Annotated in this window: 13 protein-coding genes; all 13 read right to left on the reverse strand. The window is 37.1% G+C overall.

Annotated features, from left to right (window positions below; genetic code table 11):
* Positions 1-5: 5 nt before the first annotated feature.
* The 13 genes from WKT12_RS11045 to WKT12_RS11105 all read right to left on the reverse strand — a co-directional run bounded on the left by WKT12_RS11045 (position 6) and on the right by WKT12_RS11105 (position 24,499).
* Complete coding sequence (locus WKT12_RS11045; protein WP_340319699.1) at positions 6-1,253, reverse strand: DUF4861 domain-containing protein; 1,248 nt, start codon at positions 1,251-1,253, stop codon at positions 6-8.
* A gap of 23 nt (positions 1,254-1,276) precedes the next feature.
* Positions 1,277-2,071: a gluconate 5-dehydrogenase gene (locus tag WKT12_RS11050; RefSeq protein ID WP_007567476.1), complete on the reverse strand. Its 795-nt coding sequence runs from the start codon at positions 2,069-2,071 to the stop codon at positions 1,277-1,279.
* Between the two features lie 28 nt (positions 2,072-2,099).
* Positions 2,100-3,326, reverse strand: a complete 1,227-nt coding sequence (locus tag WKT12_RS11055; RefSeq protein ID WP_336312661.1) for a glycoside hydrolase family 88 protein — start codon at positions 3,324-3,326, stop codon at positions 2,100-2,102.
* A gap of 73 nt (positions 3,327-3,399) precedes the next feature.
* Complete coding sequence (locus tag WKT12_RS11060) at positions 3,400-5,331, reverse strand: glycoside hydrolase family 97 catalytic domain-containing protein (protein ID WP_445323139.1); 1,932 nt, start codon at positions 5,329-5,331, stop codon at positions 3,400-3,402.
* Positions 5,332-5,463: 132 nt separating this feature from the next.
* A complete protein-coding gene (locus WKT12_RS11065; RefSeq protein ID WP_340319700.1) occupies positions 5,464-7,068 on the reverse strand; it encodes a hypothetical protein in 1,605 nt (534 codons plus the stop codon).
* A 66-nt stretch (positions 7,069-7,134) separates the two neighbouring features.
* Positions 7,135-9,408 carry a heparinase II/III domain-containing protein gene (locus WKT12_RS11070; protein WP_340319701.1) on the reverse strand — a complete coding sequence of 758 codons (2,274 nt, stop codon included), beginning with the start codon at positions 9,406-9,408 and terminating at the stop codon, positions 7,135-7,137.
* A 380-nt stretch (positions 9,409-9,788) separates the two neighbouring features.
* Positions 9,789-12,923, reverse strand: coding sequence for a glycoside hydrolase family 2 TIM barrel-domain containing protein (locus tag WKT12_RS11075; protein WP_340319702.1), 3,135 nt, complete (start codon positions 12,921-12,923; stop codon positions 9,789-9,791).
* Between the two features lie 131 nt (positions 12,924-13,054).
* On the reverse strand, positions 13,055-14,260 hold the full coding sequence (locus tag WKT12_RS11080; protein ID WP_302533323.1) for an alginate lyase family protein: 1,206 nt from the start codon (positions 14,258-14,260) through the stop codon (positions 13,055-13,057).
* 98 nt (positions 14,261-14,358) lie between these two features.
* Positions 14,359-15,810, reverse strand: coding sequence for an Ig-like domain-containing protein (locus WKT12_RS11085; protein ID WP_340319703.1), 1,452 nt, complete (start codon positions 15,808-15,810; stop codon positions 14,359-14,361).
* Between the two features lie 36 nt (positions 15,811-15,846).
* Positions 15,847-17,565, reverse strand: a complete 1,719-nt coding sequence (locus tag WKT12_RS11090; RefSeq protein ID WP_340319704.1) for a RagB/SusD family nutrient uptake outer membrane protein — start codon at positions 17,563-17,565, stop codon at positions 15,847-15,849.
* An 11-nt stretch (positions 17,566-17,576) separates the two neighbouring features.
* Positions 17,577-20,786: a SusC/RagA family TonB-linked outer membrane protein gene (locus tag WKT12_RS11095; protein ID WP_340319705.1), complete on the reverse strand. Its 3,210-nt coding sequence runs from the start codon at positions 20,784-20,786 to the stop codon at positions 17,577-17,579.
* A 21-nt stretch (positions 20,787-20,807) separates the two neighbouring features.
* Positions 20,808-21,323, reverse strand: a complete 516-nt coding sequence (locus WKT12_RS11100) for a sigma-70 family RNA polymerase sigma factor (protein ID WP_340319706.1) — start codon at positions 21,321-21,323, stop codon at positions 20,808-20,810.
* 371 nt (positions 21,324-21,694) lie between these two features.
* Positions 21,695-24,499, reverse strand: a complete 2,805-nt coding sequence (locus WKT12_RS11105) for a two-component regulator propeller domain-containing protein (RefSeq protein WP_445323140.1) — start codon at positions 24,497-24,499, stop codon at positions 21,695-21,697.
* Positions 24,500-24,733 lie beyond the last annotated feature (234 nt).

Here is a 24,733-nt window from a genome sequence, read left to right on the forward strand (position 1 = left end):
ATGTCTTATTTAATAGTTACTTGTAATGGATGATTTACCTTACAGGCATATTCTTTTAGATATTGTTTCCAGGCATCCATTCCGGCTATTCCACCTTTGCTCCATCCACTTCCCCAATAATATGTATAAGTAGTTTCTGGAGTGTAGGTACTGATTCCCAAAACATGACCCAATGCTCCCGGATGTAGAGACTTTTCAGTGTCCTGAAACCATTGTACAAATGTATTCTGAAGCGATTTTGTAAATACAGCTCCTAAATACATAACTCCGTTATTCTGACTGGTATTATTGGTTGAATCGGCATAAGCAATATATTGTTCCTCCTTACAGCATTCATATCCATCCGGATTTTCAGGATGGATTACAATACCTGAAACAACGGGGACATCCTGAGATAAGTTATGGTATGTTATTTCTGTATGGTTCAGATGAGAACCCTTGTCGAGAGTAATGATACGGGTTTCTATTACATTCGAATCATTTTTTACTATAAGAGGCGGATAAGTCAGCTTTACAGTAAAACGAAGAGGTCCGTTATCCAGAATATCATAATCCTTGTAACAATACGGATAAATGATGCAGGAATCAACCATTAAGGCAGCAGTTCCTCCTCCTAAAGTTGCGCCTACACTATAACAGTCCATACCATTACCATGATCAATGTGATAGGAGATAGCATTGCCTATACTGTCGGCTTCCTGTATTTTCCCCTCTTCCTTAAGTTGTTGTATGCGTTTTCGCATTATAGTATCAATATCCATTTTATAACGGTACTCTACTACCGGTTCAGATACAGATTTGGTAAAGACATCATATCCGAAAGCTCTTTCTCCATTTGCTTGCAGAGCCGGACCATAAGCACGGTAAGCAGCCTTATCATTTTCCCAGGCTATATCATCGAGGCGTTCCGGGTAATATTTCCCGCATGAAATGGTTGCGATACTATCAGGAATACCTTTGGTAACTATATATTCAGCGTTTCCTTTACTCGCTACTGAGACCGGAAATATTAGTAAACTGTCATGTGTTACCTGATAGGGAACCTGCCTGTTTTCTACATCGAGCACAACAAACTGTTCATTGGCTTTTAGAGCCAATGCTTGCAATGACTGCATAGGCACTTCTATAAATTCATTATTCCGGTCCAAATCTATCGGATTACTGACCTGAATATGTATTGCCTGATTAAAAGAACATCCTGCCAGGCAAGATGCTGCCAGCAGGATGTTCATTGCTTTTGTAAGAGTATTCATTTCAACAAATATTTTACTTTGATTTATTTAGGCTGCTTTCCGATATAAGCCAGAATACCACCGTCTACGTAAAGCACATGACCGTTTACGAAGTTTGAAGCATCCGAAGCAAGGAAAATAGCCGGACCCATCAGGTCTTCCGGATTTCCCCAGCGTGCAGCAGGAGTCTTGGCTACAATGAAAGCATCGAAAGGATGACGGGAACCGTCTGCCTGACGTTCACGCAAAGGAGCGGTCTGAGGAGTAGCGATATAACCCGGACCGATACCGTTACACTGGATGTTGAATTCACCATATTCAGATGCGATGTTGCGGGTAAGCATCTTCAAGCCGCCTTTTGCTGCTGCATAAGCCGATACTGTTTCACGGCCAAGTTCACTCATCATTGAACAGATGTTGATAATCTTTCCGTGACCTTTCTTGATCATGCTAGGAATAACAGCTTTTGATACAATGAACGGAGCATTCAAATCAACATCGATTACCTGACGGAATTCGGCTGCTGACATCTCACACATCGGAATACGCTTGATGATACCTGCATTGTTTACCAGAATATCGATAACACCTACTTCCTTTTCAATCTGGGCAACCAGAGCATTTACAGCTTCTTCGTTGGTTACATCACAAACATAACCACGAGCATCAATACCCAGTTCCTTATATGCTGCAAGACCTTTGTCTACCAGTTCCTGCTTGATGTCGTTGAATACAATTTTTGCACCAGCCTGTGCAAAACCTGTTGCAATTGCAAAACCGATACCGTAAGAAGCTCCTGTTACAAGAGCTACTTTACCTTCGAGTGAAAAATTAACCATAATCTATAATTTTTATAACAATTCATTTCTAATTATCCAATACATCTTTTCCTTCATATACCCGTTTAAGACGCAACAATGCCTCTATATAATAATAATCAGCATAAATAATAGAAGCATCAATTTCCGAATTATTTGGATAGTGCCCTGTAGAATGAAGCAAAAAAGAAGAAGCTCTATCCCCAGAACGATAAGCAGGAGAAGCAAGAGAAACTAACATTTTTTCAGCAGCTTCACTGTATCGTCTAGCATTTTCAGGCTCACAATATTCAGACAATTCCAAAAGTGCAGAAGCAACAACACAAGCAGCAGAAGCATCCTTAGGAGCATTAGGTATATCAGGAGCATCAAAGTCCCAATATGGAATATAATCTTCGGGCAAACGTTTCAGATATATATCCGTAACTTTTTGCACAAAATCCAAATATTTGGGATCCTTTGTTTCACGATATACCATGGTAAATCCATAAATGGCCCATGCTTGTCCTCTGGCCCACATACTATCATCCGAATATCCCTGATGTGTACAACGCTTAATACATTTTCCAGTTAAAGTATCATATACAGCTACATGAAAAGAGGAATAGTCAGAACGGAAATGATTTTGCATCGTCTTATCAGCATGCGAAACAGCTATATCATACAAATTCTTATTACCTCCATTCTTAGCAGCCCAAAAAAGCATTTCCAAATTAATCATATTATCCATAATTGTATTATGCCCCCCTAACATTTCAATATTGCGAGGCCATGACAGGATAGTTCCGACTTTAGGATTATATAGTGTAGCCAAAGAATCAGCGACTGCCAAAATCACTTTTTTATACTCCGGATTATGAGTTAAGCGATATCCATTACCATAACTACAAAATATCAAAAAGCCCAAATCATGATCATAAGCTGGAATTTCTGCAAAGAACTTGAGTGAAGCAGTATATTTTTCAGCCTCCTCTTTTATGCTATCATTCTGAGTAGCCTCATAATCATACCATAACACACCCGGCCAAAATCCTCCAGTCCATTCTTCCTTATCTGCAGGTTTACAGAACCAAGTGTTCTGTCCCGAAAGTATATTCTTCGGCATCAATGTATAGTCAATACTATCACCATTATGAAATTCAGACAGTGCACGATGTACCTGTTCATCACAATAATTCAACGCTTCATCTACATCTACTTTTCTTTCTTGTTGCTTCCCTGTACATGCGACACACATACAGAACGAAAGGCCATACAATACATTCTTTAATCGCATAATTATATTGCTTATTTATTTTTCAACAATTATTTATTTCTCAAAATATATTCTAACCGACAAAATTTCCATCTCAGAGCGTCTGTCCCCTATATTTCTTATATAACTTCAATGTATTTCTATCCGCAGGAAGTAACTGTAAAGCAGCTCCTCCTCTTGGTTTTAATTTAAATTTCAATATCTGACTTGCATCTACCAGCAGATATGTACATTTCACATGAGTTCGAGTTTTGACCTCTTCGCCTCCATCAGTATAAATACGTACCAAATACACCTTGTCTTTATCCAGGAAAGACAAATCGACCGTCTCCATTGAACCCTCGTTATTAGTCATTGCTCCAACAAACCATTCATTTCCTTTTCGACGTGCCATAATTATATGTTTTCCGGGAGTACCAGCCAAGACACGTGAATCATCGAATACAGTCTGCAAATTTTCAAACCACTCAACTTCAGGTTCTCCCTGATAGGATTCAGCCTTATCATACCAAAATATAGTCTGTAACGGGCTATAAAAAACAAGCGATGCAGCCAATTGATGTGCATGTGTATTCTTCAACCTTCTATCGTAGTAACATATCGTATAATCTGCTGCACCATTAATCATACGTGTAAAAGGCAGAATTGTATTATGCGTAGCATCTGGAAATTCTTCATTACCCCTAATACCTTCCTGAGTCAATAAATTCGGATAAGTACGGCTGAATCCAGATGGACGAAACTCATCATGAATATTTATCATCAATTTATTTTCGGCAGCTAAACGTACCATATCATGCAGCCAGGTTGCCCAACGGTGACTTGCATATTGTACAAATCCAGACTTAACACCGACAACTCCCCATTTATGCAACAATGGAAAAAGTTCACGCATTTGTTTTTGAAGTGCATGCTGATTAACATAAAGCCAAACGCCAACTCCTTTTTCTTTTCCATAAGCAATAACTTTTTGCATATCGACATGAGGCACAACTTTAGTTGCATCACCATCGTGCGAAGTGCAAGGCATATACCATTGCCAGTCAAACAGCATGTAAGGAATATGATGTTCGGCACAAAAATCAATTGTAGCCAAACCAGCTTCAGTTGAAATAGCCGATCGCATAATTTTACCTGGTTGAATCCATGAAACATCAGCAATCTGACAAGAAGGATTCAAATTCTGTATAATATCATTATTTTCCAGCAGATCTCCCGGCTTTTCAGCTGTCATAATCACTTTCCAGGGAGTTGCATAATAGGTAACAATATCTACCGGACTATACATTACAGAAGTCAAAGTATTCTGCTTATCCACAGAACTCTGGAACTTTGTCAGACACCAGTCATCAGTATCAGCATCAGCCAATGCCACCCATAATCCATTAGATAATTCTAATGTTAATGCACGTTCTACCGGCTTTTTTATAGCATTAACATCCAAATATTCAAAAGGCCCCTGTGCCCATTGTTCAGCCCATGCCTTTGTATTCTCCGGAAATGAATATTCCGTCAAGTCACCTACCACTTTATGGAATATCGCCTGCGGATGTTCAGGGAAAAAGTACCGGAAAGCAATTCCTTCGTCATAAGCACGGACTTCAATATTCAGACGATATCCTGAGCCATCCTTCTTCGATAAATACAGAGTTCCCTCATTAAAGGCATCTCTTACAACACTTCGTTCTCCATAAACCGGTGTCCAAATCGTATCTCTAGCAGTATATGACACAGAATCTATTTCAAGATTATCCATCCAGCAAGACGGTTGTTCTACCTTACGTGCCAATGCCAACTCCCAAACTCGATTGTCTAATTCTAAGCCAGCACGCGATTCTTCTAATACAGTTTCATTATGATACTTCAGTTGATAAAAAATACCGTTTTTACCTGAAGCATCTTGCTTACCATAGAAACAAACATTTTGACTTCCATCAGGTGAAGTCAACTCAAGTACCACAGGCTCAGAAGCTACCATCCATCCACTTAATGAGCATGCTACTAATGACAATATAATACCCTTCATAATTAGAATCTTTTGCCATTAATACGAATGAAATCTGCCGTCTACCTAATCAAAATAAAAAAAAGATGGACAAATTCTTTTTATTGAATCCGCCCATCCATTACATTACCTAAAAACACAAGTATAAATTATCTATTCTGTAATATAAAAACATCGTTCCACAGGTATTGCTGTTTGATATTTGCCGGCAATACCATACTGCCATGCAACAACCGTTACTTTTACCGGCATTCTAGCACGCAAAGGTATAGAAGTAAAATATAATCTATTTCCTTCTACTCTGGCAGGTCCTTCTTTCACATAGTAAGATACAGGCAAATTACTGTCGGATACTGCATCAAGTAGAATACTTTCTGTACCTTTTTTCACATCATTTATTCCAGGAAACAAAATATACTGCCGTTTTCCTTCCGTTATACAATAAGGTATTCTAACTTCCATTTCCTGCACAGCCCCTTTATAGTATTTATCACCCGGATGACTGGCCAACAAATAGATACTTCCTGTACGTCGAGGATTATCCATCCCCATCTGATAAAAACTGACAACAAAAGTCGTATCATTCACCTTTTTCACCGGTCCACAAATCCGGTCTATACAAATTTCTCCTTCTCCATGACGATTCGATATACTTTTCCGTAAGCTGTCAGTAAAGCAAGGCTTTAAATAAAAAGTCAGTCCATCAGAACTCGGACGGAAAGGTACTGATAAACGCACATGTGATTTTACATTATAACAAACCAAACTATCCTCTTGTGTCACACTAAGATATTGTGGCAACTTTTTTCGATGCTTTCGATAACGTTCTTCTGTCAATCTAGCCATTTCTTCATCAAAATACCAAAAGGCATCGTGACTGTCACCTTTATACTTTACATAAGGAGCAGCATCCGGACGTTTCCCTTCTTTCGGACTCCATCTAGCAGCCAACCAACCTTCACGTACGTCAACAGGCTTCAACTCTATTCTCTTTTCAAATGAATAAGAAGTCGGGTAACGCCATTCCAACGCTTTTTGCAAGAACAAAGCGATATAATCAGCAGTTTCTTCGGCAACATCAAAATGCCCTCTTCCCGTATCACATAAAAAAGAAACGCAACTTTTCGGATACATCATTCGAAAAGCTAATGCTGGATTTACACGCTCTTCCCACCATTCATACTCACCTTCTATCATCAATCCAGGAATGCCATCGATATTTCTCGTTCGTCCCCATTCCAGATTCTCTCTCCCATAACCAGTAAGATTAGTTCGAGGTGCATCTCCATGCAATGAAACAACAGCCAATGTACGTTCTGGATTCCATGCTGCAAAATTCCACGGAAAAGTAGCCTGTGCAGAGTGCCCAATAGGAATAATAGGAATTCGTTTCAATTCATCATATCCGCTAACACCAGCCAAATCTGATAATACCATATCAAAGACTTTCTGAACACCTGTAGAAACATCCCAACGCTGATCCAATTCTGGCGCTATCCAAATGAGAGCAATACCCAATTGTTCCATTTTCTGACGAAAAGAAGGTAATTCAAACAATGTTTCTTCCGACATATTCTGTTGTCCTACCATAACAGCTTTTATGACACTGCAGGTTGGAGGTATCCACAAAAAAGCTTCTTGAGGCTTTTGTGTTTCTTTTGAAACTCTTCCCTTTACCGTTACCGACCACTGCCATTCTCCTCCAAACAATAAAGTCATCGAGAAAAAGCAAATAAACAGCAAACAGATTCTTTTCATCTTTTTACTTTTTAGTTCAAACTATAGTTTTATAAACAGTAGCAGATATTATCGACCGCCAATCTCCTACTCTGTATATTTGACTTTTACATTACCTTTCTGATAATTTACAATCATATTCTTATCGTTAACAGACAGATGTATAGGTCGTTTTTCTACCCGAAAAGTAGCATTTACAAAAGGCTGACCGTTAATCCACAAATCCAATCCTTTTTCTGTATCTTTTCTAATAAAAAACAGTTTCGACATAGAAGCAAAATAAGAAACATCATTCCGGCGTAAAGCACTTCCATAAGCCATGAATATATCTTTAGTTTCAGCTGGATCTGTTCCTTCAGCATAAGTCACAGCAAACATATATGCATCTGTTGTCCATCCGTCAGCCTCAATCCATGAATTACTATGCATCAGTCGTCCGTCTGCTAACTGATTTATATACAAGTCTGTCACTTTCCCTTTATACACAATACGAAGTCCTATCCAGTCCTTACCCTCTCTACGTTCCATCACCGGCAAATCTTTCTGGGTAATGCTGTCTTTCAAAATTACAGCAGTAAGACCTTTTATCTGATTAAACTTACCCGGCAAATGAAGTGAATAATAAGTTTCCGTAGCTTTCAAATCTTCTGTTGGAGCGGTAATCTCCTCCCAATACAAATCATCCGGATAGTCATGAACAAAATCCGACAAAGCCAACAGACGAGGATAAAGCGGACGTACCACTACCGATGATTCACCACTAGTAATTGTCACATCAGCACCACGCTTTTTCCATTCTCCTCCCGGATGCCATAACCATTCAAACTCTCCACTTTCATGAGTTTTCAAATCATCGATAATATAAACTACATTATCCATCCACAAGAAATGACGGAAGTTACGGCTAAAATGATCCGATACAGGTCCGGTTCCATTGGCCAAAACGTATTTCACATTTCCACCGTCGAGCAAATGATGCAAATATCCTCTCAACGTAGAACCGTGATATTGCTGTTCACGGCTTTGTCCTTGCCCATTGAAAAGCACTACATTATGTGCCTGACTTTGGAAGAAATAATTCCGATAAGCAGGATTTGGATACCAGCAGTTACCCGCATCCTTGATAATATCTACTCCTTTATGAAAAAGAATAAACGAATTGGCATCCGCATGCGAATGATTCCATGTGTGTCCACTTTTCACAGCAAGCATCGTTGCATCTTTTTTCCATGAATTACGCATCGTGGCCCAACCGAAATCGGCAAACAACTGCGATTGTTTCAAATCAGGGACTTCCGGAGCTGATTTCAAACTAGGAGTATAAAGAAAGCCCATCGGACGATTCAAGAAATATCCATCACGATGTTGTCCAGACTCAACCTGACTGATATACCACAACATATTCTTATCCTGAATACCTAAAGCATAAAGCAACATCAGACTACTTTCTGCGGCAACATTCTTATGACTGTCACCAAAATTGATATTATACAAAATACCTGTGCGTGGATAAGATACATAAGCAAAAAAACTAGAAAGGTCTTTCAGCTGCGGAACATCAGGAAGAGAAGCTGACGGATGCATATTTTTCCATGCAACCCAAAACTGTAAAGCTTCCTGTATACCGAAATTTGCATAATTCAAACTTTCATACATGCCTCCAGCCTCATCAAAAGTCTTTGCTTTCTGCTGTAATACATCACCGGCAAAAAGAAACCATTCCGGTAAATAATCGTAAACTGCTTGTGCACCTTCTTTAGCATCCTCCAATTCATTCTGTAAACTCAGAGCCAGTATACCTCCCATACATACACACGAAGTCCACCAATTATGACCCATAGAATTAAGAGAATGAATTCTAGTTGGCTCCAACAACCAGTCACCCAACGAAGGCTCTACACCCAAACGATACAATCCTTCGGCTATTTTCTTCTTCTCCGTAGTTGACAAATCATTATAAACCGCATCATAAGCGATAGCAGACAAGTAAGACTTATGCGCTACCCCCAAATCGGCATGCCATGCCGGACGACGGGCAAGCATTTCACTACTTCCCCAAGTTCTACTCTTTATTACATCCAACAATATTTCCTTTAGCTTATCAGAATATCGTTTATCACCAGTCATCAGATAAGCGAGAGACAAATAGTCAGCTTTATTCAGACTCTTTCCTTTCAACTCCTTATCTGCTGTCTGTTTAATATCTTCCCAAGCCGCAGCCAACTGTGGTTCATGCTGCATACGTTGTTTTACTTGCGATATACGTTCCGGTGTATAAAGCAGTGAAGGATGCTTCACCTTTTGAGCATAGCCTATACACATCCAACAAATCACTCCTACTACTAATACAATACGTTTCATATTTTATTCAAAATTTATATTCTTTATTCCATCCTATCCATTCTTCTTATAATAAAGAAAAGGGTTATGTGCAGCAAATACAAGAATACACTTCTTCAGCGTTATCTTATAATTTTCTCTAATATACGATTAACCAGCCACATCTACCTAAGCACTTCATTCTTTTATTTACATTCTTTCATTATTTCGTATCTTCACTCATCATAAAAAAGCCTCTTTACACGTTTGCATCGTAATCTCAAGATTCAATATAATCCTTTGAAAACAAAGCCAAACTGTGCAAAGAGGCCTAATAGACAACTTATCCTAACCTTTTTACCTGATTTTTTATATAACAAAAAATAAATCTTTCGTTATATCAAACTAACTATTGATAAACCTTACCTATTGCTAACAAGTTTTATTTTATAACTATAAATGTATTTCTTATCAAATAAACGATACTCTTTATGAGGGTACATTCCCCAACTGTTATCCCCTCCAAGCCCTCTCTGCTTCAAATCAACATGCAGAAAAATATTCTTCCGAGAAAAAATATCTATTACATGCTGTAATTTACGAGTTAACCCCGGATCTAAATCTTCTGGAGCAAAATGCAATGCAGAAAAAGCTAATGGTTGAAGACCTGTTATTTCTATACCAAAACCATTATCATCCGACAATGAAAGCCATCGTACATCTGTTTTATTTCCAGTTTCCTGAGGACGTATATACGGATAAAACTGATTTGCTACCTTATCTTTATAACATCCAATAAACGTATTATCACATCTGTCTATATAATTCTCCTGAGGGCCTCTTCCGTAATATTCAAGATTATCATAATTTCCATTCAATTCCATTCTCATACCGAAACGAGGCAATTCAGGCAATTTTCTTCCCGTCATATCAATACTAGCCGTCAAAATCACAGCCCCATCATTACACACATGATATTCCACGATGTAAGGAACCATAATATCATCAAGCATCCATTCCATTTTGACAGAAAGAGTCTTATCTGCATTTTCCGTTACAACAGCATTCTGTAACGAACGATTTACGTGTGCTGTACGCCAAACTCCACAAAGCCAGGGCATTTTATTACCAAAGTCATTATCAGTCGGCACGCGCCAGAAAGCTGGCTCCGGATATTGAACAAACGGTGATTTACCATCCAAAGTATAATCAAATAATCTTCCTTTTTTTAAATCTATCTTACCAGAAATCTTACCCGATTTAAACGAAATCACATTTCCTGTCTGCTCATACGATAATGTACCCGCTGTTTGACACTCCAACACAAAGAAATTACCCTCACTCAGTTTCAGCTGTTCCTTTGCAATTTCAAAATGTTCAGGAACCAAATCTGTTCTTTTACGAGTATATGCATACAAGTTCAAAAAGTATTCATCTTTGCCCTGTGATATTTCAGGAAGTTTCAGTTTGATGCTTTCAGATGAATGAGGTTTCAGATCGACAGAGAAGCTGGCAGAATCTACCGGCTCACCATTCTTAATAAGCTTCCATTGAAAATCAAAATCTTTAAGATCCGTAAAGTCATAAAGATTCCGGATTTCAACAAGCCCCTTCTGCAAATCTTTCTCCTTAAACTGAATATACTGATAAACCTTCTTCACCTCATAAGCCTGCGGCTTAGGAATACCATTTGCCGATATAATGCCATCCGTTCCCGTATTCCATTCACTTTCCTTATCTTCGAGCCATTTATAACTTCCAAGTTCTCCGTTATACATCCAGTATGTTCTGCCACCCTGTCCGTCTTTACGTATCTTGATACCCTGATCCATGAAATCCCAAATAAATCCTCCCTGCAAATTAGGGCTATCGTATATGACATTCCACAAATCTTTTAAGTTGCCGTTACTGTTTCCTTGTGCATGGGCATATTCACACATGATATACGGACGTTTTTTCCCTGAGTTACGATATTCTATCATTCTTCCAAAACTTGGATACATCGGACATACGACATCCGTATTCCAATCCTCCCAAGCCTGTTCAAACTGTACAAAACGGCTTGGATCATACTGCTTGAGCCGCTTGTATTCATCATGAAAAACCTTTCCATTACCACATTCATTACCTAACGACCATCCAATAATACAAGCATGATTTTTATCTCTTTCAACCATTCGGGTAATACGGTCTACATGCGCATCATACCATTCGGGGCGATAAGCAGGATGAGGAATTGTATCCTTAAAATAAGGAACCGATCCCATGCCATGAGTTTCTATATTGGCCTCATCCACTACATAAATTCCATACTTATCACATAATTTATAGAAGAAGGGATGATTGGGATAGTGACAGGTACGAATCGCATTCATATTCAAACGCTTAATAACTTTCAGGTCATTCAGAATGATCTCTTTCGTCTGCACATGTCCCAAACTGTCATTATGTTCATGACGGTTTACTCCTTTTATGTAAACAGGTACTCCATTTACATGTAATTTTGAATCCTTTATTTCTATTTTACGGAAACCTACTTTATAGGAAGTCACGGCCAACTGTTTACCTGTAAGATCATGCAAAGTCAGTACACAGTCGTACAAATAAGGAGATTCAGCATTCCATTTATTCACATTCTTCACAATCCCTTCAAAAGACAAAGTAGTCAACTCCTTTTCGATGCCGAATTCTCGAGATACAGACAATACATTCTTACCACTTGTATCAAACAAACCTAAATTTAACCTACCCTCTTTTACTTTATTACCAGTAAACTCACGTAGGTCGACAGTTCCCCGAAACACTCCATTTTTATAGTGACTGTCAAGGTCAGGTTTAAAGAAAAAGTCCCAAACAGTCAATTTTGGATAAGCTTGTAAAAAGACATCCCGTTCAATGCCAGACAATCTCCAAAAGTCCTGATCTTCCATATAACTTCCGTCATGCCATCTATACACCTGAACAGCAAGCAGATTCTTACCTTCCTGAATGTATGAAGTAACATTGAACTCTACAGGAGATTTAGCTGCCTTACTCATTCCCACCTCTTTGCCATTGATATAAATGCGAGCATATCCACTGATAGAGCCAAAGTGAATAAAAATTTCTCTATCTGACCAGTTTTGAGGAACTGTAAAATAGGTACGATATGTACCCACAGGATTATCTACATCAATATAAGGAGGATTAGGAGAAAATACGTATTGAATATTACGCATTACAGGCTCTCCAAAACCTTCCAATTCCCAATTTGAAGGAACATCGATTTCATTCCAGTCCGCATCCGATAAGTCTGTGCGATAAAATTCCCGATTGCTTTTTTCAATGGAAGGAGCATAATCAAACTTCCATTTTCCATTCAACGATTTATACCAAGGAGAAGATTCAATATTTTCGGATTTAGCGTCAACAGCCGATTCATAAATTCCGAAGTCCGCATGCGGCTTTTCTTTGTTTCTCTCGTATATAGTAGGACATTCCCACTCATTCTGCTGTGCCTTAAAAGAAACACAGATATTTACGAGCAAGAAAGTTAAAATCAAGTTTTTTAAATTCATCAGTATTCTATAAACTAACTAATAATACAACTTAAAAAATAATATAGAATAAGGAACAAAAAAAATCTATACTACTATTCTGAACCTTATTCTATATAAACATACTTTTTCAATAAACTTACTGCAATCAATTAATCATTGAATAGCAATGGTCCATAACTAGGATGCCCTCCATCATATGTCAGTTCTTTATATGTTTCCAATAATTTTTCAGTATAAGGCATATTCAGTTTCTTCCGTTTGACATAGTGATTATAAACCATATAGAAAATAGGTTGCCAACATTTGCCACGTTCTACATCTACACCTCCATTTTTATCTTTTGTTTCTTTAGAAATCACATCCCATTTACAATATTTACCAGTAACATCAGTCCATGTTTCAAAAGGAACATCATATCCCAAATTATATTTGACTGTGTATTCATACCCCAGCATCGCACGGTTTTTATAAGCTGAATAAAGATCGTTACCTTGCTTCCAGGCTATTTCACAAATAGCAGACACAGCCCCCAATCCCAATACAGTATGCTGTTGGTCACGACCAGACTCCTGACACTGACCTGTTTCTCCATCTATATAATGTGAAATAGTACCATTATCATTTCCATACAAGTAAAAGTTAATACATTTCTTATACATCTCTACATCATCCCATAAAATGGCAGCAGCTAAATACGATTTAGTCACATGCAATCCCCAGTTACCATTCGTATAAGGCTTGGTTGCATAGAATTCTTCCCAAACTGGAAGAAAGACTTTACGTAACATAGTATTTATCTTCTCTGTATCTTCTGCAGTCATACCTTCGTAAGTATGACTCAACATTTCTAGCGCATAGATAATCTTAATACCTTCAAGTCCGGCCATTAAAGCTGTATCATTACCATCAATATCTTTCAGAACACTCGCATAGGCCAGCATCAATTCCCGTGACTTTTTAGCATATGCTTCATCTTGAGTTATCATCCACATCACAGCATTCAAATAAACCGCATCAAAATCCTGCTCAGCATTTCGCTTGGTAAATCCATATTCTCCATCACGAGCTATTATATCATATGGGCCTTTAATCGTATAAGTAGCTTGTGCCAATGGCTCTTTCTGCATAGCAAGGAAAGTACTATATGCGGGTTCTTTTTTATCTGCTACCATTTCACGAATATGCTCAATATCTTTCTGAGTATGTAAAATTCCAGGATGCTCCAAAGAAGGTTCATAATTATCTCCAGATAAAGGCCAACTATCAATATCGTTCACCCCATTCTCGAATTCAGCTGAACAGCTTGTTATTACAGCAACTGTCACCAGTGAAAACAGTATTTTATTAAGTTTCATATCTAATTTCTTTTATGTTAATACATTTTCAATAACTACCGAATTATTAAAGCATGAGGGTACTTTAAAGTAATACCCTCATATCCTTTAATAAACTATTATTTATTATCACTATCCTGTTTTATCAAATTTTTTAAATCTTCTTCAGATTCAAAAGTTTTAATCCAATCAACATCAATAGTACCAGTTTGGTCTGCATCATACCAAATTTTCCAGATTTCGAACACAACATTATCAACTTTCTGTAAACTCAATGGCATCATCTCCGTATTTACCTTTTTCTTAGTAAAATCTGCATAGAATACCTGATAATCGCCACATTGCAAAACATCCATTGCTCTATTACCTTTATTGGTATCAGCACCATATTTACCACCAGAAGCAATTCCTCCCCACATATCAAGGTACCATTCCATTTTAGTTGACTCCTCCCATACACCTTCAGGGAATTTCACTTTAAAAGCAAGAATCGGATAATTCCGCACATTAAATTCAAATCCGCCAGTACGCTTAATACGAATAGCTTTATAATTCTTATCAGCACCAGGGAAGAGACTTAATATACCTTTTTCTTCCAACCAGTTAAATTCGGCACACTGTTTATTAAAGTTTTCCCACGAATTCATAAATTCGAATGAATCATTCATCTTACCTTCAGCTACAGTTATTGTCATTAAAGCAGAAATAGGATCTCCGGTACCATAATCAGCTGTAGCAGTAACAGTAACAGTACCATATTTTTTAGCTATTAACCTTCCATCCTCATCAATATCCAAAACACTTGCATTATTGCTTTCCCACTTCAATGCAGACAATGTAGCATCAGCAGGAGTTACTACCAATTGAGGAACATATATTTCTCCTAATGCAAGCTTATCTGACTCTTTCGCAAAAGCTAACGTTTCCACATAAACGATCGGCTTCACATTTATTTCAAACACTTTAGAAAAGTGTTTTGAATCCGTAGCTATTGCTTTAATTTGTGCAGTACCTTCTTTCAGACCTTTTACAACTCCACTTTCACTAACAGATGCTATTTCTGGAGTTAAACTTTCCCATTTCAATGATGGATAAGTTGGATCAGCTGGAAGTGTATTCCACTCTAACTGCAAAGTCCCTGTAACAAACAGATCTAAATTCTTATTTGTTAGTTGAATATCTTCTATAAAAATAATTTCATCCACAACTTTAATTTCAACTGTAGAAGTAACAGCAAAACCAATGGCAGGCATAGCTGAAACGATAGCAGAACCTGCATGTACAGCTGTTATACGCCCATCAGCATCAACAGTAGCTATCTCTGGACTGGCAGATTTCCATACTACCCTCTTATCAGAAGCATTATCCGGCAGTATAGTATATGACAAAATAGTATCAGAACCTTTTAACAAAGGTAATACAGGAGTAACATCCAAATTAATTTCCGATATCAGAACTTTTTCGTCCATTGCAGGAGATACAACATCTTCACTACATGCTGAAGCCAACAGACCGGCTCCCAACATGCAAGCAAAAAAGTTCTTTTTACATAATATATTCTTATTCATCATAGTCATATTTTCATTAAGTTTATCAAGTATGAGATTTTATTCCCAGCCTGGATTCTGTTTTAAGTTTGGATTAAGTTTCAACTGATCTGTTGGCAATGGATATAAATAATTCTTTTCTGCCCAAACACGTCCTTGCTCGTGTATAATACAACCCTCTGCATCCAACGGTTTGGAAGAGGCATCAGCCCATTTTCTTTCAAACTCAGTGCCTTTCCATTTTACACCTGTCAAATTCATAGGCATTTCAACCTCCGCTGTTTTCCATCGTTTTAAATCATCAAGACGAAAATTTTCATCAAAAAATTCCACAGTACGCTCTCTACGTATTTCAGTACGCATATCAAGATTATGCTGACTAACAAAATCATTAGTTAAATCAGGCATTTCTGGATTCACACGTTTGCGTGTTAAATTCAAACTAATATCCAAATCATCATCCGATATTTTCTCATCGCGTTCAAATACAGCTTCAGCATAATTTAATAAAACTTCTGCATATCGAATTATAGGGTAGTCATAAGCTTCCATACCAGCAGGGACTCCATCACGTTCACAACACCACTTTTGTGGGAAATATCCAGTACCAGCTGCAGGCATAAAGTTTTTATGAGAAGCATTTGCTATCTCCTCAGGACTTCCAGTCCAATCAATACGACCTCCTCCTGTTCCCCAATAAGTATTACCAGGTATCATTAAAGTATTATTCATACGGTTGTCTCTTCCCATAAATTCAGAATCAACTTCACTATAATTCCAAGTTTTTTCATCAATAGGCAAACCATTGCTTTGCAAATACATATTTGCTAATTTACGTGTCACATAAACAGCATTACCCAATCTACCCTGAGTTATATTAAAACCGATAGAATTCAATGTTGGATGATGACGTCTAGAAAAAATATACTCTTTATTAGCATTCTTTCCAAGACCTGCAGGATTCGACTTTTCATCTTCCAATATAAACAAATACTTATAAGCTTCCACTCCTAATTCTGCCGGAGCAAATATTTCAAAAAGTCCACTTTCAATAACATCGTATGCAGCTTTTGCAGCAATATCAAGTAATTCTTTCGAATGTTCATTGTTTTTTCCATCATTACGGAACTTCTGCCAAGTACCTTCATATAAAGCAACTCGAGACAAAAAGGCACTAGCAGCCTGACTTGACAAACGTCCAGCATCATTACTGCTTATTTCATCGGCAGAGGGGAGTAAATTTACCGCTTCCTTTAAATCTTCTACAATAAAGTCTACAACTTCTTCACGAGGATTTCGTGCAGACTGCATTTCTGGAGAATCAATATCAATAACATTTTTTACAATAATAACATCTCCATACACCTGCAATAACTCAAAATAACAATAAGCACGGAAGAATCTAGCTTCTCCTGCATATATAGCTATATCCGAAAAATTCTTATATTCTTCTGCTTTCTCTAGTAATGTGTTTATCTGTCGTATACGATTGTAAGTATCCGTATAAGTTTTATCCGAAGATGGAACACTATTTGTACCATTACTGTAAACATCCAATGTATTTCCTGTACGCAAATCAGAACGAGCATCACTGTGTGCTCCTGCATCAAGTTGTTTGAAGTCGGTTGTCCAACTATAAAATTGAGTTGCAAACAACTTAAAATGTTCAGGCGTCTGCCAATAATTAGTATCTGCCAACTGGGTTTTCGGTTCCAAATCAAGGCAAGACTGAAACGCCAACATACAAAATAGTACTAAAATATTTATAATTGTTTTCATCTGTTTCATTTTTAGAAGGTTGCATTAATGCCAAAAGTAACTGTACGGTTAAACGGATAACGTTGCTTGGTTTCCACCTTACGTGTAGCTTCAGGATCCCATCCATCATTTATATATGACTTTTCCCACAAATCAGAGCCAGACACATATATACGTAGATTTTCAATAAAACCACTTTTAGTAATTAATGATTTTGGAATTGTATAACCTAATACAATATCTTTCAAACGTAAATATGCTCCATTTTCGACCGACCAAGTAGAAGCTATGTAATTATAGTTATTTATATCATTATTATTTGAATAACTAGGATAATAATTATCTGGAGTTTCAGGGCTCCATACATTACCAACTGACTGATTAGAAGTATTCAACCAAATAGCCTTAAAAGGAACCTTCCATGCATCTATTTCTCGGTAGATGGTACGCTTTCCTACTCCTTGGAATACAGTATTAAAATCAAAGCCCTTCCATTCAAATCCAAAATTAAATGAGAAAGAAAGCTTCGGGTCGTCAGTACCTAAGTAAACAAGGTCATCTTGTGTCAATTTACCATCCTTATTCACATCTTCATACATATGATCACCCAAACGAAGATTAGCCGGCATATCAACCGAATTATTTCCTATATACTTTTGGGTATATTTCATCAATTGCTCTTCCGTCTGAATCTTACCAATATAGCGATATCCGAAAATAGAATTCAGAGGATAACCATTCAATGCAGAATTATATCCCTCCTGAATAACAATTTCTCCGCCATCAATCATTTTATTAGTAATATATGTCAAAGTTCCACCTATGTGATAATTGAAATCTCCTATACGATCACGCCAAGTCAAACTTCCATCGTATCCCTTAGCTTCAAATTTTCCGGTATTGGTACTTGGAGCCGTGCCTCCCAACACTCCAGGATACAAACGAGATACTAACATATTGTTATTTTTCTTCATAAATAACTCAAAACTACCAACAAGGCGATTATTGAAGAAACCAAAATCAAGACCTAAGTTATAATTATAGATACGTTCCCAAGTTCTTTCTGTACTAACCAGCCCTGCCGATTCAACATATGTACCTCTAGAATTTCCCAAATAAGCACCACTGCCCGACTTATAATTATAAAGTTGGATACCATCATAGCGACCAATTCCACTCTGATTACCAACTTCACCATAAGAAAGGCGCAACTTTAGTTCACTTATATAATCACGAGTATTTTCCATAAACTTCTCTTCGCTAATACGCCATCCTGCGGAAGCTCCCCAAAAGAAATTCCAACGATTTTTGGGCAAAAATTTAGAAGATCCATCATAACGAGCACTCAATTCAATCAAATACCGAGAACGGTAATTGTAATTAAAACGTCCAAAATAAGAAAGGATAGCTTCTTCCCAACGGTCAACTTTATCAATATAAACTTCTCCTTTACCGTTCAGTGACTCAATGGCAGATTCTACATCCATAACTTTAGTAGCACTATAATCATAAGCAGAATAATCATATTGCACACCAACCATAGCCGAAACATCATGAGCTTCTTTAAACATTTTCTGATAAGTCAAAAAAGCAGAAGCTGTATAATTATCAGTCCGTGAAGAAGACTTTTTATAAGAAGATTTTTCTTGTGACGGATAAGGTGAATTTTCATTTCTAATCAAAGTACCATCGTACTGATACCAATCTATCGACAAATATTGCTCGTCACGAGCTGCATTATTTGTGCTATATCCTAAAGTACCCTGAAAATCTAATCCATCCAAGAGATTAACTTTCAAAACTTCATTTACATTCACTGAAGTAACAACCAATTTATTATCACCACCCAATTCTACTAGCCAATTTGGAGAATGAATTCCTCCCCATGCATAAGGTTTACCATCTATTGTAGAAACAGGTAATCCTGGTTGAGGAATAGAAACTCCAAGTACAGAACCTATTTGCGTAGGTGCAACTTGATATTGACGACTTGTAGCCATATTCGATTCAAGGCTGATACGGTCAGATAATTTGAAATTATTAAACAAGCGCACATTATAGCGTTCATTAGAGTTATTTCCCCATTGTAGAGTACCTTCATCGCGCAAATATCCTAAAGACAAACGATAACTAGACTTTTCTGTACCTCCAGATAGACTGAGATTATGCTGTGTAGAATTTGCATTTCCCCAAAGGACATCTGTCCAGTTCATATCATGGAATACAAAATCTGCAACCCCATTGAATGCTCCTGGTATAGGATCAGGAACTGAACCATCTCCACCATTCAAATTAATCCAACTTCCTTTTAAGGACTTGGCCAATTGAGCATAACGTATCCAAGAATCATCTTCACCATATCCATCATTACGACGAGCTTGAATCACACCATCGGCCCATTCATCCAAACTCATTAAACGAGGCTGAAGTCCTACTATCTTACGAGTAAACGAACCACTATACTCTATTTTAGCTTTACCTACATCAGGACGCTTAGTTGTTACAAGAATAACTCCTCCAGCAGCCTTTGCACCATAAATAGCAGCCGAAGCATCTTTCAGGAAGTTAATAGAAGCTATATCATCAGCATTTAACTGTGACATTTCGCTAACCCCACTGGCTGGAACACCATCAATAATCAATAAGGGATCTACTGAGTTCTTCGATACAGCACCACGTATTGAAATCCCCCAGCCTTCCTCACCAGGAGCAGCTGATGAACGAGTAATACGTAGTCCTGGAACTTGCCCCTGCATAGCCGAAAGCGGATTTGACACAGTACCTTTGTTCTTAAAAATATCATCTGTTACAACTGTTACAGATCCTGTTAATGTTTCTTTCTTTTGAGATCCATAACCTACAACAACAACTTCATCCAATACTTCTGTATCTTCTTTCAACTGTATTTTCGACAAACGAGCATCAGAAGCAGGAAGCTCTATTGTTTTATATCCAATATAAGATATAACAATAACTGCATTGCGAGAGGAAACTTTCAACTGGAAATTACCATCCATATCGGTAATTACACCATTAGTCGTTCCCTTCTCCAAGACACTAGCACCAATTACAGGAATACCATCGGCATCCAACACTTGTCCTTTCACACTAACACCTTCTACTACAGCCTGCATATCGGAATTAGCATAAACAGGAGTAATACTCCCAGCTGCCATAGCCGAAAGAAGCAAAGCTGAAAAAAGGATTCTTCTTGATGAAATCTTTAGAAAGTCATTCTTCATAAGATTAAATTTGAAATTAACTTATATACACTTCTTTATAAATTCACGAATTTCACGTCGACCAATCAACAGATGATTTTCGACAGTACGGGGAGACAGATTTAAAACTTCAGCAATATCACCAACCGACTTATCTTCGAAACGACTCATACAATAAATCTTACGACGCTGCACTGGTAAAGTAGCAAGCTTTTCTTTTTCTACTTGTTCTAAATTATCAGCAATAATACGGCTTTCACAATCATTACTGCCAATAGGAGTAACCTCATACATATACGAAGATATTTCCTGCCACTTATAATAACGACGGAGATAATCATTCACCAAATTCCGGACTATAGTAAACAAAAAATACTTAACTGTATCCGGACGAAGCATCAACTGATAATCCAACAGGCGAAGAAAAGAATCCTGCGTCAAGTCTTCAGCATCTTCTTTATTATTTACTTTTTTATAAATATAGAAAAACACCGACTGCCGATATCTTTCATACGATTCGGCTACTAACTGATAAGATGTTTTTGCTTGGTCTTTCATAAAATTAGTCATTTCCGGTTTTGATTACACCGCAAAATTAACAGACATTTACCTTGATGTAAAAATTTTTAAGTCCAAAGCTATCTCACAGAATCCGAATAGACATAAAGCTATATATAACATTAATAATCAATAAATTACAAGAAAATATATAGAGTCTCAAATAATAATTTGAGACTGTTATTCTAATGTAATTTCAATAAAAAGCCTTCTAACTACTCAATACGAAGAACATTATATATAAAAGAAAAAGTACAAAAAAGCCTACCGTATGATAAATTGATCTTCTTTCATACGGCAGACTTTTATAATACGATTACTAATTAAAATAGATTCTATAAAACTTCAATTACACCTTCAATAAAATAAATTTATTTCTCTAACTGCTTGATATATTCATTAGGAGTAACTCCTGTCATTTTCTTGAAATGTCGGAAAAAAGAGGCACGTGAACTAAACCCACAATGTTCGGCTAATGCACTCAATGTATATCTGGCATATTCTTCTTTAGCTATCAGTTGCTTGAATTCTGCTACACGATAATCATTTACATAATCATAAAAATTCCTATTAAGATATTGGTTAAATAAATAGGAAAGCACATGTGATGAAGTTCCGATAAGATCTGCCAGATCGGCTATTTTCAAAGCTGGGTTTTTATAAGGTTTCTTTTGTTGCATTACAGCTTCCAGCAACTTAAACAAGCGCTTGCACTCCTCTGGACTAACCTTATTTGTCTTATATTTATCTTCTGAAGTTTTAATATCTTTCGCTATTTCAAAAGAAACAGCCTGTTCAACAACTGCTGGCTCCGGCACATCAACGGTTTCGCGCATATCAGCTAATACTACCAGCTGCTGTTTCCGTCTTCTAATGCGAATATAAAATACTACTCCGACTAATATTATCAGAACTCCTCCACCAATAATCCATAACAAAGGAAATCCTTCTACAACAATGTTTAGCTTAGCTTCAGAATCCGGATAGCCAATACGCCTCATTTTAAATATATACTTGCCTGCCTGAAGATTGTAAAATGAAACTTCAGAAGTACCCAACAAAGGCTTCCAGTTATCATTTTCCCCTTCGAGCATGTATTCATAAGAAACATTCGACGGATCTGTATAGGTAAAGCCCGAAAATCTGAAGGTCAGACTGGAAGCCGTTCTATCAAGCCGGATATCATTTCCACAGTTCTCGGGATAAAACTCTTTACCGTTAACTAAAATTTCTGATATGGACAATCTGTACGGATGACTATGAAGAAGCTTAGTCCCCTGTGTGCCTAGATAAACCAACCCTTTAGAATTCCCAAACCATAATCCTCCCGCATCATCTTTCACTGGAAAACAATTTATAAAAATAGGGCTCGGTATACCATCGGTAAAATTATATGGTATGCAGATTTCTTTCTTGTCGTAACGATATAATCCATTATTAGTTGTTATCCATAACCATCTTTTATCATCTTCTACAATACCCATCAAAGCTTTATCTTTCAACAGACTGACGGAAATTCTATTGAAACGGCTCATATTCAATGTCGAAACAAATAAATCTCCTTTTTCTGGCAAAAAATAAAGATTGTGTTCAGAATCCTCATAAATGGATCGTATTTTTTCCTTATCGACAAATCCTTCCGGAAAGACATCTAATTTCAAACTTTTACTGGAAGGCTCCCAGATACAGAGCCCTGTTTCGGTACAAATCCATCCCTTGTGAGTGGAATCAAAATAAATTTCGTACACATTCCCTTCCGGCAATTTAGAATTTGATGCGGTATAATGAGCAACCTGCTTCCCATCGCGATAACAATAAACTCCCACAGAAGTACCTATCCAAAGATTGTTTTCATTATCAGAGCGGATACAAAAAACATGTCCACTAAGAAAAGGATTGGGTTCACTAGAGTCAAAATTACTCAATGTCAACGTTTCCGGATTGAAAACGTACATTCCTCCCCCATAAGTTCCAATATAATAGTTACCCTCGAAATAGCAACTCGACAAAATCAGACTAGCACGTAATTCAGGAGAATGATAGTTACGATAAATTTTACGTGACTCATCGATATAAAATAAACCGTCGCGAGTTCCTATCAACTTCTCATCGCCATGAAAGGCAATTGTACGAATCGGCATGTCTTTCGTATCAAAATAAGGAGGGTATTTATACGTTTCGAACAATCCACTCTGAAACAATGTATAGTCAACCCCTTGTTGATAATAGCCAATCCACAACAATCCGTCACGATCCAGCATCAGTGAATAAACGGAATTAGAACGAATACTATTTTCATTGCCTACTTCATGCCGGAATGATTTCACAACCTGTTGCTGACTGGTAGATATAAAATGTACACCATTTCCATCGGTACCCACATACAATAAATCTTTTCCGTCTGACGATAATGATGAAATAACACCACAACCGACATCTATATACCGACGATACTGCCTGCTGGAAATATCAAATGCTATGATGCCTTCACTCATTGTACCAAGATATAAAGTCTTACCGATACAACAAACAGAATGGAATGCTCTATCATATGGATAAAACGCTATCGAATTATCAATCAAATTCAAGGAAGCAACTCCCTTGCGTGTTGCTATCCACAACAAATGTTGTTCACCAAAACTCAAACCAGTTATACTATTTTTTAAAGAAAAGACATTTTTATCGAGTAATAATAGTTTGAAATTACCATTTTTATATACGTAAAGTCCTTTATCTGTACCTATATAAAGAATTCCTTTTCCATCGGATAACAAAACCTTAACAGGAGTTTCTATTATATCAGATGCAACGTGCTCTATGTCATGTATTCTATTATTCACACGCCAAAGCCCATTTCCAGTCCCTACCCATATTTCCTTCTCAGGCATTTCGGCTATAGCATATACTCGCTTCAGATTTTCAGTACTACCCTTTATCATATAATGTTTCAGATAAACCCCATCAAAACGCTCCAAAGAAGTGTTGGTACCAAACCAAACATAACCAGAACTATCTTTATAAAGGGCATTCACAACCAAATCTGGCAAACCGTCTGCAACTGAAAGATTACGGAAATGATAGGAAGAAGCCATCACCTGACCGGTCAAAAAAAACAATATTATGAAACAAATAAACCTTATCTTCATAAAAGCATAAAAAATCCATCTATTTATCATTACAAAGATAGAAAATTAAAAACATAACAAAATATGCTATAAAATTAAATTTATATCAACATAATAATCTAACAACAAACGGTAGAGAACAAAATATCTCCAAAAAAAGTATGACTATAAAAAGACACAGTCAGCTTATAGAAAATATTGCAGGAAATAACAGATAAAATTTGTACAAAAAATTTTATCTTTTGTACAAATTCTAAAAAAACGTCCCGACAAATTCCGCCAGAT

It is taken from the genome of Phocaeicola sp. HCN-6420, assembly GCF_037890145.1.
Taxonomy (GTDB): domain Bacteria; phylum Bacteroidota; class Bacteroidia; order Bacteroidales; family Bacteroidaceae; genus Phocaeicola.